Consider the following 14,270-nt stretch of genomic DNA (forward strand, 5'->3'; position numbering starts at 1 on the left):
GCCCCCGACCTGGCAGGGCTCGATGCCGGCCCGGATGGGCACCGCGGCGATGTCCGGGTTGGGTGCCAACGCCGCCGAGATGGCTGCCGCAGCGAATGCCGGCGCTCCGATGGGCGGCGGCATGCCGATGATGCCGATGCCGATGGGCGGCGCCGGTGCCGGTGGAATGCCCGGCGGCATGATGGGCCGCGGCGGCGCCAGCCCGCATGTGGTGCAGAACCGGCCCAGTGTGGTGCCCCGCACCGGGGTCGGATAGAACCGCGGGTCGTCGACGGCGCGAGATCGCAATCAATATCCCGGAATTCGTTCCGCCAATTAGCACCTGCCAAGACCGTCACGGCGGGTGCCGTATCGCCGAAAAGAAATGCTCCTTAAGGTGAGGTTATTGCGGCCCGTAGGCTGCTTACTCACCAGCCGTAGTCCGTTGGCGTCCAACGGGTTTCAGGCGACCGGGGGATAGGCGTTCGGTTATCGCCCTAGCGAGGCGAATCGCGGCCGGCTTGCAATGCCGTCGAAAGACGGATGGGACGCACCGAAAACGGTGCTGTTGCGTTTGCTCTGATGCGAAATTCGCACGCGACACGCCGGTTAGCGTTTCGCTGTTGATCAGTCTCGCAACTATACCGTGATCTGCAATGTATCCAGGACGGCAGGTTCGGTGAGCGACGACCCATTCCGCGGAATGTCGCGTCGAGACTTTCTGGCAAAAGCGGCCGGAGTAGGCGGCGCGGCGTTTCTGATGGATTGGGCCGCCCCGGTGATCGAAAAGGCCTACGGTGCGGGCCCTTGCTCGGGTCATTTGGCCGACATCCAGCACATCGTGTTGTTAATGCAGGAGAACCGGTCATTCGATCACTACTTCGGCACGCTGTCCTCTACCCGCGGTTTCCAGGACCCACAGGCGATATCGGGGATATTCAACCAAGTCGGCTGGGATCCGAGGACGCAGAAGCTCGACCCCACCGGCCACACGATGCCGTTTCGCCTCGACACCACGCGCGGCCCGGGTCTGGACGGCGAGTGCGTCAACGACCCCGACCACGCGTGGACCGCCATGCACAATTCGTGGAACAACGGCCTCAACAACAACTGGCTGCCGGCGCAGGCAAATACTCGCACCGGGCCGTACGTCCCGATGGTGATGGGTTATTACACGCGTAAAGACATTCCCATCCACTATTTGCTGGCGGACGCGTTCACGATGTGTGACGGCTACCATTGTTCGTTGTTGGGCGGCACCTTGCCCAACCGCCTGTATTGGATGAGCGCCACCATCAATCCCGACGGCGACAAAGGCGGCCCGCAACTGGTCGAGCCCGGTTTCCTGCCGCTGCAGCAGTACAGCTGGACGATCATGCCGGAAAACCTGGAAGCCGCCGGCGTGAGTTGGAAGGTGTACCAGAACAAGGACGCCGGGCGTTTCATCAATACGCCTATCAGCAACAACGGGCTGGTGCAGGCATTCAAGCAGTCGGCGGATCCGCGGTCGAACCTGGCCCGCTTCGGGATCTCCCCGACCTATCCCATCGATTTCGCCGCCGATGTCAAAGCCAACCGGCTGCCGGCGGTTTCCTGGCTGGTTCCCAACTTCATCCAGTCTGAACATCCGGCGCTGCCGGTTGCGCTCGGCGCGGTGGCGATGGTGAACGCGCTGAAGATTTTGCTGACCAATCCCGCGGTGTGGGAAAAGACGGTGCTGATCGTCATGTACGACGAGAACGGCGGCTTCTTCGATCACGTCGTGCCGCCGACGTCACCGGTGGGCACACCCGGCGAATGGATTCCCAACAGTGTCGACATCAACAAGGTGTCGGGGTCCAGTGGCATCCGGGGGCCGATCGGTCTGGGCTTTCGGGTTCCGTGCTGGGTCATCTCGCCCTACAGCCGCGGCGGCCTGATGAACCATGACACGTTCGACCACACGTCGCAGCTGAAGTTGATCCGCACCCGGTTCGGCGTACCGGTTCCCAACCTGACCCCCTGGCGCGACAGTGTGGTCGGGGACATGACCTCGACGTTCAACTTCGCCGTCCCGCCCGACCCGTCGCAACCGAAGCTGACCAACCCCAACCTGGCCGCCGTGCCGAAACTGCCGCAGTGCATTCCGAACGTGGTTCTGGGAACCACCGACGGCGCGCTGCCGAGCATTCCCTATCGGGTGCCGTATCCCCAGACGATCCCGATGCAGGAAACGAGCCCGGTCCGCGGGATTCCCAGCGGACTCTGCTAGCGCCTGAAAAGCACTGCGCTCCGGAACTTTTCGACGACCACGTCGGCGAACTCGGCGCCCGTAGTGACGCGCAGCCGCCAGATGTTCTGTTACCGTCCGACGCCGGAAAGAATTTCGTCGAGAATTACGCGAGCAAACCCTTAGACGAACCGCCATAAAGACTCTGGGCCAACTGGACCGGCCCATCGCAAGAACGGTTCGCTTCCGCCTGGCGAATAACCCAATCGGTACACGACACGCCGACTGGCGTGTCATGGCTGATCACTGCGGCAACTATACCGTGTTCTGGAACATGGGCGAGGCCCACAAGGAGGCCGTGTGGTGAGCGAATACTCAGTCGACGGAATGTCCCGTCGCCAATTCCTGGCTAAAGCCGCTGCCGCCACGAGCACAGGGGCTTTGATGTCGGTGGTCGGTCCGGTGATCGAAAAGGCCTACGGGGCAGGCCCGTGCTCGGGTCATTTGAGCGATATCGAACACATCGTGTTGCTGATGCAGGAGAACCGCTCATTCGATCACTACTTCGGCACGATGTCTTCTACTCTCGGGTTCTCAGACCCAGGGGCCAAACCGGGGGTATTCAACCAAGCGGGGTGGAATCCCCAGACGCAGAAGATCGATCCCACCGGCCACACGATGCCCTTCCATTTCGACACCAACCGTGGCCCGCTGCTCGACGGTGAATGCGTCAACGACCCGGACCACGCCTGGATCGCGATGCACCAGTCATGGAACAACGGCGGCAACGACGGATGGTTGCCGGCGCAGAACGGGAACAGTCCATTGCAGGGCAACGTCCCCGTGACGATCGGCTATTACACCCGACAAGACATTCCGATCCATTACCTGTTGGCCGACACGTTCACAATTTGCGATCGCTACCACTGTTCGCTGTTGGGCGGGACCACGCCCAACCGGCTGTTCTGGATGAGCGCCACCAACAATCCCGACGGCGACAAAGGCGGGCCGCAATTGGTGGAGCCCTTGATCCAACCGTTGCTGAAGTACAGCTGGACGATCATGCCCGAGGTACTCAGCGGCGCGGGGATCAGCTGGAAGGTGTATCAGAACAAGCTGTTGGGGCCGCTCAACAACACCGTCGTCGGCTACAACGGGCTGGTCAACGACTTTAAGCAGAGTGCGGATCCCAGGTCGGACCTGGCCCGCTTCGGCATCGCCCCGACCTACCCGCTCGGGTTTGCCAGCGATGTCCAGACCAACAACCTGCCGGCGGTGTCCTGGCTGCTTCCCGGCTTCCAGACCTCCGAGCACCCCGCGTTCCCGGTGTCGACCGGCGCAACCGCGATCGTGGACGCACTGCGGATTTTGCTGTCCAATCCTGCGATATGGGAAAAGACAGTCCTGATCGTCACGTATGACGAAAACGGCGGTTTCTTCGATCACATCGTGCCGCCAACGGCACCGCCGGGGACGCCCGGCGAATGGATTCCCAACAGTGTCGATATCAATAAGGTCGACGGCTCCGGCGGCATACGCGGGCCGATTGGCCTGGGCTTCCGCGTCCCTTGCTTCGTCATTTCGCCGTTCAGCCGTGGCCCACTCAAGAACAGCGAGGTCTTCGACCACACCTCACAGCTGAAATTGATTTCGAAACGGTTCGGGGTTCCGGTGCCGAATATCAGTGCCTGGCGGAACAGCACGGTCGGCGATATGACTTCGACGTTCAACTTCGCCACCCCGCCGGACCCGTCGAAACTCAATTTGGACCACCCGCGGGCCGCGTCGATTCCCAAATTGCCCCAGTGCGTTCCCAACGTGATATTGGGCTCGACCGTGAAGGCGTCAATTCCATACCGGGTCCCGTACCCGCAGGCGATGCCCACGCAGGAAACGACGCCGGTGCGCGGAACTCCCAGCGGCCTCTGCTGAATTCAAATTACCGAGGTTTCAAGGCCAGACGCGACACGCCGGTTGGCCTTTGGCCGCAGTGGACCGTCATAAATATACGGTGAGCCGGAATACGCGAATGAAAGGGCGGATCTGGTGAGCCGAGGTCTATTCGCCGGAATGTCGCGCCGAGAATTTCTGGCTAAGGTCACCGGTGCGGGCGCCGCGGCGTTTATGACGGACCTGTGCGCTCCGGTGATCGAAAAGGCCTATGGTGCGGGGCCCTGCTCCGGGCACTTGACCGACGTCGAACACATCGTGTTGTGCCTGCAGGAAAACAGGTCATTCGACCATTACTTCGGAACCCTTTCTGGCACAGATGGTTTCAGTAGCGGGTCGCCGCTGTTCACCCAACCCGGCTGGAACCCGATGACGCAGAAGGTCGACCCCGGCTCGACGATGATCCCGTACCGCATCGACACGACCCGGGGCCCGCTCGGCGTGGGTGAGTGCATCAACGACCCCGACCACGTCTGGATCGCCGAACACGGGTCGTGGAACAACGGTGCCAACGACGGGTGGCTGGCGACGCAAGCGAAGACCCGGTCTGCGGCCAATACCCCGGCGGTGATGGGCTATTACGCGCGTCCGGACATCCCGATCCACTATCTGCTGGCCGACACCTTCACGATCTGTGACCGTTACTTCTGCTCGATGTTGGCCGGAACCATGCCCAACCGGTTGTATTGGATCAGCGCCACCATCAATCCCGAAGGTGATAAAGGCGGGCCGCAGATAGTGGAGCCCACCATCCAGCCGAAAGCGAAATTCAGCTGGACCATCATGCCTGAGAACCTCGAAGCCGCCGGCGTCAGTTGGAAGATCTACAACAACAAGACGCTGGGGGCGATCAACGACACCACCCTGAGCCGCAACGGGTATGTGGGGAGTTTCAAGCAGGGGGCAGACCCGCGGTCCAATCTCGCCCGCTACGGCATCGCCCCGACCTATCCCGGTGACTTCGTCTCCGACATCAGGGCCGACAAACTGCCGGCGGTCTCCTGGGTCGTGCCGCTGACGCTGCAGTCCGAACATCCCTCGTTCCCGTTGGCGGTGGGGGCACTGACGATCGTGAATCTGCTCAAGGCTTTGCTTTCCAATCCGGCGGTGTGGGAAAAGACGGCGCTGATCATCGCCTACGACGAAAACGGCGGCTTCTTCGACCACGTCACACCGCCGACAGCGCCGGAGGGCACGCCGGGCGAATGGATCCCGAACAACGTCGACATCAATGCGGTCAGCGGCTCCGGCGGCATCCGCGGGCCGATCGGCATGGGCTTCCGCGTCCCCTGCTTCGTCATGTCGCCCTACAGCCGCGGCGGGTTGATGGTCCATGACGTTTTCGACCACACCTCACAGCTGCAGTTGATCGGCAAACGGTGGGGAGTCCCGGTGCCCAACCTGACCCCTTGGCGCGCGAGCGTCACCCGCGATATGACGTCGGCGTTCAATTTCGCCGCCCCGCCCGACCCGTCACCGCCCAACCTGGATCACCCCACGCGCGAATTGACGAAGCTCAGCCAGTGCGTGCCCAACGTGGTGTTGGGGACGTTGGGCCAAGGGTTGCCGTACCGGGTGCCTTATCCGCAGACGATGCCGGTGCAGGAGGCCACGCCCGTGCGAGGGATCCCTAGCGGCCTCTGCTAGCGGGGTAGGTGACAAATAAGCGTCACGCTAGGCCGGCTCGCCAGTCCCGAGTGATGACGTAACGGTGTATGGGCAGTGAAATTGAAAAATTCAGGATTTTGCCGCCCGGATTGCTTTACGATGCTGGGGACTTGGTTAGTGCCCAGTCGCGGCTGAGTATGGGTTATCGGGAAGGGGACAACGTGCTTTTGCCTCTTGGTTCGCCCCTACCGGATGACGCTGTGTCGGCAAAGCGGGGCGAGTCGGGGATGTTGGGCCAGTTGTCGGTCCCGCTCAACTGGGGCGTGGCCGTGCCGCCCGACGACTACGACCACTGGGCCAAAGACTCCGAAGAAGGCGCCGTCGCCGAGGTGACCCCCGGAGAGGTGACTCCAGAAGCGACCGCAGAAGGCATGGACGAGTGGGATGAGTGGGCAGAGTGGAGCGAATGGCAGGCCGAAAATCCTGAACCCCGCTTCGAGGCGCCCCGTAACAGTAGCGTGATACCGCATTCTCCGGCGGCAGGTTGAGAGAGAGGGGGAATACGAAAGTATTCAGACGATCGGCGGCCTTGGTTCTCAACCTGCCGGGTATAGAAGAGTCGATCCGCACGACAAGTCCAGGTAATAAATCCAGGTAACAAGGAGACAGGTAACATGCCAACTCGCTTTATGACTGACCCGCACGCAATGCGGGCTATGGCAGGTCGTTTCGAAACCCACGCTCAGACGGTCGAGGACGAGGCACGCCGGATGTGGGCGTCGTCGCAGAACATCGCGGGTGCGGGCTGGAGCGGTACTGCTCAGGCGACCTCCTACGACACCATGGGCCAGATGAATCAAGCCTTCCGCAACATCGTGAACATGCTGCACGGGGTGCGCGACGGTCTGATCCGCGACGCGAACAACTACGAGCAGCAAGAGCAGGCCAGCCAGCAGATCCTGTCCAGCTAACCGTCAGCGACGGCGAAAGCCGTTCTAGCCCAATACTTTACAAGTCAAGGAGAATTTTGATGACCATTAACTACCAGTTCGGCGACGTCGACGCCCACGGCGCCTTGATCCGCGCCCAGGCCGCTTCGTTGGAAGCCGAGCACCAGGCCATCGTCCGCGATGTGCTTGCTGCCGGTGACTTCTGGGGTGGCGCCGGTTCGGTTGCCTGCCAGGAGTTCATCACCCAGTTGGGACGCAACTTCCAGGTGATCTACGAGCAGGCCAACTCGCACGGCCAGAAAGTGCAAACGGCCGGCAGCAACATGTCGGCTACGGACAGCGCCGTCGGCGGTAGCTGGGCCTGAGCAAAAATCGGTTCGCGGCGGCGCATCGGCAACCGGTGCGCCGCCCTTATCGTTTGATCACGTACGCCTGGTAGCCGAGTAGCGAAGTTTTCGGCGCCGGCGTAGTTCGGAGGCGGGCAATCTTTTGTCCGCGTCCGCTAATCCGGCGAGATCCTCAGAACCGCCCGCCGCCGCCCATCAATCCGCCTCCGGACGAATTCCGTGACGAACCACCAAACGATGTCGGGCTCCAGCCGCCCAGCCCACCCCCCATGCCTCCGCGCAGCAGGTCGCCGATGATGATCCCGCCGATCATCGCCCCGGTGTCGTCGGTGTCGCGGCGACTGTAGGCGCGCTGCGCCGACTGCACGTCGGCGTTGGCCAGTGTCTGTGCGTGAGCGGCCAATGTCGATGCCGCGTTGGCGTGCGAAATCGCCTCGGTCACGTTGGTCGTCCTGGTGTCGTACGCGGCTTGCAGGTGTCGTTCCGCTTCGGCCAGCCGAGTCCGGGCCTCGGACCCGATGCTGCCACGACGGGTATCGATGTATTCCGAGACTCCTCGCACCCGCGACTCCGCAGTGAACACTGCCTGCTCGAGTGAACGGTTGAGGCGATCAGCGGCCGCCTGCTCTTCGGCGAGAACGGCCAGCACCCGGTTGAGGTCGGCGTCGGCCTTGGACAACCGGACGAAGGTGCCCAGCGGATCGGCGGAGCCGCTGCCGCCGGCGGTGTCCAGGGCCCTGGCTGCGGAATCTCGTGCCGCGGCCAGTTCTGTGAGGTGTGCCGATTTCGATTTCGGGCTCTGCTGTAGTAGCTCGTCGGCGTGCGTGATCGCTGTCCGGATGTCGGCCATGACGGATGGCAGCGAAGCGACCGCGTGCCGGATGTCGCTGGCCGCGCTGTCTATCGCGTCGAACAGCGAGCGGGCTTGTCCGAGCGCCGACTCGGCGGCATGATATGCATCCACCAAACCGGTCTGGCCTCCGATCTCGGCGTGCGCGGTCAGCTCACGGGCCGAGCTGATGTTCTTGTCGGCGAACGCCAGCCGCTCCCTGGCGGTCGAGATATTGCCGGCCACCGAAGTCAGTGCCGTCGCGTCGAATTCGTTGTGCAGCTGGGCCAGCCGTTCTTCAGTGGGCGTGATTCGGCTGGTGAGTTCGACGTACTGCTGGGTCAGCCCGTCCAGCAGCGACGGGGCATTGATCACCAAATCCCGCAGCTTCTCGAACGCCTCGGTCTGTGACTCCAATTCGCGGTCGGCCCGCGCCGCCGACACGATCACCCGGGTGAGTAGCTCGCGGCGCTGCGCCGGCGTCTCAGGGATGTCGTCGTCGAGTTGTTGGCGCACCGCAAAGGCTTGGGACAGCGCCGATTTGGCGTTGTCCACCGCTTTGGTGAAAGGTTCGGTGCGTTCTTGGCCGAACTCGTCGATCGCCAGCGTGAGCTCGTTGGCGCTGGTACGCACCGCATTGTCGACGTCCACCACCATCTCGCGGGACAAGTCGTCGAGGGCATCGACGGGCACGGCGGCCAGCGCGTTCTCATCGGTGGGGTCGACGCGCCGGGCGGCGGCCAGCGCGGCGGCGCGTCGCCGGCGGCGGCGATACCGCGTGACAACCAGCAACACCACTACTACGACGGCGACGACGCCCAGCACGACCAGCAGCAGCACCCGACCCGACGAATTGGGCGGTTGGTTCAGCCCGTTGGCCGCGGCAACCGCCGCGCCACTCCAATTGCTCTCGCGCAGTGCGGGTTCGATTTGGGTGCGCCGCAGGTCGTCTACCTGAGCGGGGCTGACGCTGTGCACCGCGGCCGGCACCAGGAAGGCATACGCCCGGCCGGCGGTGGCCACGGCCAGCAGCGCGTCGTATCCGCTCAAGTCGCTGGTGGCGTAGGTGCGCCTCGCCCAGGTGTCCGCTGTCAGGTCGCCGAAGTCGTCGACGTAGACCACCCACAGCCTGACGTGGCGATCGGCGTAGAGCCGGTTGACGGCGGACGTCACATCGGCGCGGCCCGACGCGGACAGCACGCCCGCGCTGTCGGTGAGGGTGCCGGCCAGCCGGAACGGCGGTCGGGCGCCGGCGGGTGCTGCCAGCAGCAGCCCGGTGATCAGAATCGTCGCGATCAGGCCGAACACGCGAGCAATGCGCATAAATCAATGTAAAGCGCGACGACCGTTTCGTGCCCTATCCGTTGCGGCTCTTTGTCGACACGCTGGGTGACCGCCCTGGCAGACTGTGGGTCGGTGACCACGAATCAGCATGACCCCTACGACGACTTCGACCGTCAGCGGCGGGTAACCGAAGCGCCGAAGACTGCGGGTCTGCCGGGCACTGAAGGCCAGCACCGCACCGACTTCGCGCGCGACCGGGCGCGGGTGCTGCACAGCGCCGCACTACGCCGACTGGCCGACAAGACCCAGGTCGTCGGACCCCGTGAAGGCGACACTCCGCGTACCCGGCTGACGCATTCGCTGGAGGTGGCGCAGATCGGCCGGGGCATGGCGATCGCGCTGGGTTGCGACCTGGACCTCGTCGAGCTGGCGGGCCTGGCTCACGACATCGGGCATCCCCCGTACGGGCACAACGGAGAGGCGGCGCTCGACGAGGTCGCCGCCCGGTATGGCGGCTTCGAGGGCAATGCCCAGAACTTCCGGATCCTGACCAGCCTTGAGCCTAAAGTGCTTGACGCGCAAGGGCATAGCGCTGGGCTGAACCTGACTCGCGCGGCCCTGGACGCGGTCACCAAGTATCCGTGGCTGCGGGATCAGGGGCTTGCAAACGAAAGAGGCAAGTTCGGCTTTTACGACGACGATCGCGATGCGGCGGCGTGGGTCCGCAGGGGCGCGCCGCCGGAGCGGGCCTGCCTGGAGGCCCAGGTGATGGACTGGGCCGACGATGTCGCCTATTCGGTGCATGACGTCGAGGACGGCGTCGTCTCCGAGCGCATCGATTTGCGGGTGCTCGCTGACGACGACGAAGCGGCGGTGCTGGCCAAGCTGGGGGAGCGCGATCACGCCCAGTTGGGTGCCGACGAATTGATGGCGGCCGCGCGACGGCTGTCCGGGCTGCCGGTGGTCGCCGCGGTCGGCAAGTACGACGCCACGCTGGCGGCGTCGGTCGCACTCAAGCAGCTGACCAGTGAGCTGGTGGGCCGGTTCGCCTCGGCCGCGATCGCGAGCACCCGTGCGGTAGCCGGCCCGGGGCCGCTGCTGCGCTACCAGGCCGACCTGCAGGTGCCCGACTTGGTGCGTGCCGAGGTCGCTGTGCTGAAAACCCTTGCACTGCAATTCATTATGTCTGACCCACGGCACATGGAGACTCAGGCCCGTCAGCGCGAACGCATCCATCGGGTGGCGCAGTGGCTGTACTCCGGGGCGCCGCAGTCTCTCGACCCGATCTTCGCCGCGGCGTTCACCGTCGCGGCCGACGACGGCGCCCGCTGGCGTGTCGTCGTCGACCAGATCGCCTCGTTCACCGAAGGGCGGCTCGAGCGTGTCGACTCCCGTCAGGCCGATCTCTAGAAACCCGCGGGTACTAGGCTGCCCGGCATGAGCAGAAACACCACCGTCGCCGCCCTATTGCTTTCCCTTCCCCTCGTCGCGATGACCGCCTGCAGTTCGCCTCAGCAGCCGAGCAGCCAGACAGGTACCACGCCTGCGGTCCAGAGCAATTCCCCGTCGGCGACCAGCCCGGCGCCGGCTGCCGGGACGCTCGCAGCGCACCTGAAAACGCCCGACGGCAAACTCGTTGCCAATGCCACCTTCGATTTCACCGGAGGGCACGCCACCATCCACGTGGAGACGGTCGCCACCGGCATCCTGGCCCCCGGAAGTCACGGCATGCACATCCACGAGTACGGAAAATGTGAGCCCAACTCGACGCCTCCCGGCGGCGGAAAGCCCGGCAACTTCTTGTCTGCGGGCGGCCATTTCCAGGCGCCCGGCCATACCGGGATGCCCGAAAGCGGCGACCTGCCGTCGCTGGAAGTAGGACCCGACGGCTCGGGTTCCCTACAGACCACCACCGACGCGTTCACCAGGGACCAGCTGCTGGCAGGCAACGGGACCGCGCTGATGATCCACGACGTCGGCCACATGTCGATGGAGCGGGTCGCCTGTGGCGTGATCGGTACCGGCTAGCCCGCTATCAGTTGCACATTAGGAAAACCGGGGGCGACCCGTATTTCGGCGGCCAACCCTCGTAGGCGGCATCGGTCGGCCCGACGGCCCCATTCACCACGTTCCAGCCCTGGCCCGCCTGCTGTAGCAATCCCAGGTATGTCTTCGACTTGCCGCCATTTTCGGCGGCCTGCGCGAAGGGGGTGCCCGTGTAATCGATCGGCTGGCCGTCGGCACCCAGCATCGGGGCCCGCACGAACGCCCATTGACCTGACTTGGCGATGGTGGCCGGGCCCAGCTTCGCCGGCTTGCCCAGTTGTTTGGTCACATCGGCGACGGCGGATTTGAGAATCGCCGCCGCGTCCGGCGACGCCGGGTTCACCTGCTGGGATTTGGCGGGATCCCACTGGCAACTGTCGGCGGCTGCGGGACTCGCGGTGAGCACGCCGAAAACAAGAATCAGCGGCAGCAGTGCCGATTGCGACACAGCCTTGCACGCTCGACTGCCGGTGCCAGCATTCATGGGCCACGCCTCTCGGTTAAAGCTTGCCGCAAACATCGGACCACTAAAGCTTGCCGCAAACATCGGACCACGAACTTCTACCACGGCCCGAGTTGGCGTGTCCTGCTCGCGCTCTAAACTGAGCCGATGGCTGGCCGGATCTCCGATCGCGACATCGCCGCCATCCGCGAACGGATCCGCATCGAGGACGTCGTCGGCGATTACGTGCAGCTCAAGCGCGCCGGCGCCGACTCGCTAAAGGGCCTGTGTCCCTTCCACAACGAGAAGTCACCGTCGTTCCACGTGCGGCCCAACCACGGCCAGTTCCACTGCTTCGGCTGCGGCGAGGGCGGCGACGTGTACGCGTTCGTGCAAAAGATCGAGCACGTCAGCTTCGTCGAGGCGGTCGAGCTGCTCGCCGACCGGGTCGGCCACACGATCACCTACTCGGGCGCGGCGGCCACCAATGTTCAGCGCGACCGCGGCAGTCGCAGCCGGCTCATCGCGGCCAACGCGGAAGCCGCGGCGTTCTACGCGCAGGCGCTGGAGTCCGACGAGGCGGCGCTGGCGCGTCAGTACCTGAGCGAGCGCAACTTCGACGCCGAGGCCGCGCGGCATTTCGGCTGCGGGTTCGCCCCTTCGGGCTGGGACTCACTGACAAAACATCTGCAGCGCAAGGGCTTTGAGTTCAAGGAGCTGGAAGCTGCGGGCCTGTCCCGGCAGGGGCGCCGCGGCCCGATGGACCGCTTTCACCGCCGGCTGCTGTGGCCCATCCGGTCCTCGGCAGGTGAGGTGATCGGGTTCGGTGCGCGACGGCTGTTCGACGACGACCCCATGGAGGCCAAGTACATCAACACGCCAGAGACGCTGCTGTACAAGAAGTCCTCGGTGATGTTCGGAATCGACCTGGCCAAACGCGACATCGCCAAGGGGCATCAGGCGGTTGTCGTCGAGGGCTACACCGACGTCATGGCAATGCATCAGGCCGGAGTCAACACCGCGGTCGCGTCGTGCGGTACCGCGTTCGGCGACGAGCATCTGGCGATGCTGCGCAGGCTGATGATGGACGACAGCTTCTTCCGCGGCGAGCTGATCTATGTTTTCGACGGCGACGAGGCCGGCCGCGCCGCTGCGCTCAAGGCCTTCGACGGCGAGCAGAAGCTGGCGGGGCAGTCGTTCGTCGCGGTCGCGCCGGACGGCATGGACCCGTGCGATCTGCGGCTGAAGTCCGGCGACGGCGCGCTGCGCGATCTGGTGGCGCGGCGAACTCCGTTGTTCGAGTTCGCGATTCGCAGCGCTCTGGCCGAAGTGGACCTGGACAGCGCCGAGGGCAGGGTAGCCGCGCTGCGTCGCTGTGTCCCCATGGTGGCTGAGATCAAGGACCCCACCCTGCGCGACGAATACGCTCGTCAGCTGGCCGGCTGGGTCGGCTGGGCCGATGTCGCGCAGGTCATCGGCCGGGTGCGCGACGAGGCCAAGAAGTCGAAAAGCCACGGCCGTGCCGCCTCCCGATCCAAAACCCCGCGACGGGTCGCGCAGGAACCGCCCGACGTTGCGCCGGCCGAATCGGCAGCTGCCCGTCCCGACCCGCGTGACCCGACCCTGTGGCCGCAGCGCGAGGCGCTCAAGTCGGCGTTGCAGTATCCGGCGCTGTCCGGCCCGGTATTCGACACACTGACCGTCGAGAGCTTCACCCATCCCGGGTACGCCGCCGTGCGCGCGGCCGTCGACGCGGCGGGCGGCACGTCGTCCGGCAGCACCGGGGCACAGTGGATCGATGCGGTGCGTCAGCAGACCAACTCGACGTTGACCGCGGGCCTGATCAACGAGCTGGGGGTGGAGGCGATCCAGGTCGACGACGAGAAGCTGCCGCGGTATATCTGCGGAGTGCTGGCCCGTCTGCAGGAGGTCTGGATGGGCCGGCAGATCGCCGAGGTCAAGTCGAAGCTGCAGCGTATGTCACCGATCGAGCAAGGCGACGAGTATCACGCGCTGTTCGGCGACCTGGTCGCGATGGAGGCCTACCGGCGCAGCCTGCTGGAGCAGGCCAGCGGCGACGATCTCACCGCGTGAGGCGTTGTTCGCGGTAATCCGCGCCGTTGGCCGGCGGCTCGTCACTACGCCCGGCGCGTTCTACGACCGTCGTCTCGTTGTCGATCTCGGCCAGGGTCACGAACCCCGAATCGGGTGAGATCCGATTCGCGATCTTGCGGCGGCCCCCTTCGATCATCGAGCGGGCCACGGGACTGCCGGTGACCGCGCGATAAGTGCCGACGATCTGCTCGTAGCGGCGACGTCCGGCCTTGGTGCCCAACACGTAACCGACGCCAAGCACGAAGACATACCCGATCAAAGCGGTCCCTCCCGGACTGTGGTGCGGATGGCTCCATCCTGCCGCACGCACCTGGGTGCGCGCCGCTTTGCCCTCTAGTTGGCGTCTCGTTGGGCCTTGTTGGGCTCTGGTATGGCAGTACGCTAGAGTCGTCCCGCGATCCGCGTCAGCATTCGTGTGGATCGAGCGGTCCTCCGTAGCTCAATTGGCAGAGCATTCGGCTGTTAACCGACAGGTTCCTGGTTCGAGTCCAGGCGGGGGAGCCAGGTCAGA

At 64.6% G+C, this 14,270-nt stretch carries 12 protein-coding genes, 1 tRNA gene and 1 pseudogene; 11 read left to right on the forward strand and 3 right to left on the reverse strand.

What is annotated here, in order from left to right:
- The 7 genes and pseudogenes from VML93_RS18010 to VML93_RS18040 form a co-directional block, all read left to right on the forward strand.
- A pseudogene (locus tag VML93_RS18010) lies at positions 1–256 on the forward strand (hypothetical protein); the annotation flags it as partial.
- Between the two features lie 426 nt (positions 257–682).
- Positions 683–2,230, forward strand: a complete 1,548-nt coding sequence (locus VML93_RS18015) for a phospholipase C (RefSeq protein ID WP_325612731.1) — start codon at positions 683–685, stop codon at positions 2,228–2,230.
- A 345-nt stretch (positions 2,231–2,575) separates the two neighbouring features.
- Positions 2,576–4,120 (forward strand): phospholipase C, encoded by a 1,545-nt coding sequence (locus tag VML93_RS18020; RefSeq protein WP_325612733.1) that lies wholly within the window; start codon positions 2,576–2,578, stop codon positions 4,118–4,120.
- Between the two features lie 138 nt (positions 4,121–4,258).
- Positions 4,259–5,785 carry a phospholipase C gene (locus tag VML93_RS18025; protein WP_325612734.1) on the forward strand — a complete coding sequence of 509 codons (1,527 nt, stop codon included), beginning with the start codon at positions 4,259–4,261 and terminating at the stop codon, positions 5,783–5,785.
- Positions 5,786–5,967: 182 nt separating this feature from the next.
- A complete protein-coding gene (locus tag VML93_RS18030) occupies positions 5,968–6,294 on the forward strand; it encodes a hypothetical protein (protein WP_325612735.1) in 327 nt (108 codons plus the stop codon).
- Between the two features lie 126 nt (positions 6,295–6,420).
- On the forward strand, positions 6,421–6,717 hold the full coding sequence (locus VML93_RS18035) for a WXG100 family type VII secretion target (RefSeq protein ID WP_325612717.1): 297 nt from the start codon (positions 6,421–6,423) through the stop codon (positions 6,715–6,717).
- Positions 6,718–6,776: 59 nt separating this feature from the next.
- Positions 6,777–7,061, forward strand: a complete 285-nt coding sequence (locus VML93_RS18040; RefSeq protein WP_325612718.1) for a WXG100 family type VII secretion target — start codon at positions 6,777–6,779, stop codon at positions 7,059–7,061.
- 154 nt (positions 7,062–7,215) lie between these two features.
- On the opposite strand, the gene VML93_RS18045 is transcribed toward VML93_RS18040, so the two are convergent.
- Positions 7,216–9,195, reverse strand: a complete 1,980-nt coding sequence (locus VML93_RS18045; RefSeq protein WP_325612720.1) for a TPM domain-containing protein — start codon at positions 9,193–9,195, stop codon at positions 7,216–7,218.
- A 93-nt stretch (positions 9,196–9,288) separates the two neighbouring features.
- On the opposite strand from VML93_RS18045, the gene VML93_RS18050 reads away from it, so the two are divergent.
- Both VML93_RS18050 and sodC read left to right on the forward strand, forming a co-directional pair.
- Positions 9,289–10,566: a deoxyguanosinetriphosphate triphosphohydrolase gene (locus VML93_RS18050; RefSeq protein ID WP_325612722.1), complete on the forward strand. Its 1,278-nt coding sequence runs from the start codon at positions 9,289–9,291 to the stop codon at positions 10,564–10,566.
- Between the two features lie 27 nt (positions 10,567–10,593).
- Positions 10,594–11,184 (forward strand): superoxide dismutase[Cu-Zn], encoded by a 591-nt coding sequence (gene sodC / locus VML93_RS18055; protein WP_325612724.1) that lies wholly within the window; start codon positions 10,594–10,596, stop codon positions 11,182–11,184.
- Between the two features lie 7 nt (positions 11,185–11,191).
- Here sodC and VML93_RS18060 read toward each other — a convergent pair whose 3' ends face one another.
- Positions 11,192–11,686: a hypothetical protein gene (locus tag VML93_RS18060; protein WP_325612726.1), complete on the reverse strand. Its 495-nt coding sequence runs from the start codon at positions 11,684–11,686 to the stop codon at positions 11,192–11,194.
- 126 nt (positions 11,687–11,812) lie between these two features.
- On the opposite strand from VML93_RS18060, the gene dnaG reads away from it, so the two are divergent.
- The gene (gene dnaG, locus VML93_RS18065) at positions 11,813–13,738 is read left to right on the forward strand and encodes a DNA primase (protein WP_325612728.1); all 1,926 of its coding nucleotides are present in this window, start codon (positions 11,813–11,815) and stop codon (positions 13,736–13,738) included.
- On the opposite strand, the gene VML93_RS18070 is transcribed toward dnaG, so the two are convergent.
- Positions 13,728–14,018: a hypothetical protein gene (locus VML93_RS18070; RefSeq protein ID WP_325612729.1), complete on the reverse strand. Its 291-nt coding sequence runs from the start codon at positions 14,016–14,018 to the stop codon at positions 13,728–13,730. The two genes, dnaG and VML93_RS18070, sit on opposite strands and share 11 nt — an antisense overlap.
- A gap of 169 nt (positions 14,019–14,187) precedes the next feature.
- Here VML93_RS18070 and VML93_RS18075 point away from each other — a divergent pair.
- A tRNA-Asn gene (locus tag VML93_RS18075) sits at positions 14,188–14,263 on the forward strand.
- Positions 14,264–14,270: the final 7 nt, after the last annotated feature.

The organism is Mycobacterium sp. (genome assembly GCF_035499775.1).
In the GTDB taxonomy this organism is placed as follows: Bacteria; Actinomycetota; Actinomycetes; order Mycobacteriales; family Mycobacteriaceae; genus Mycobacterium.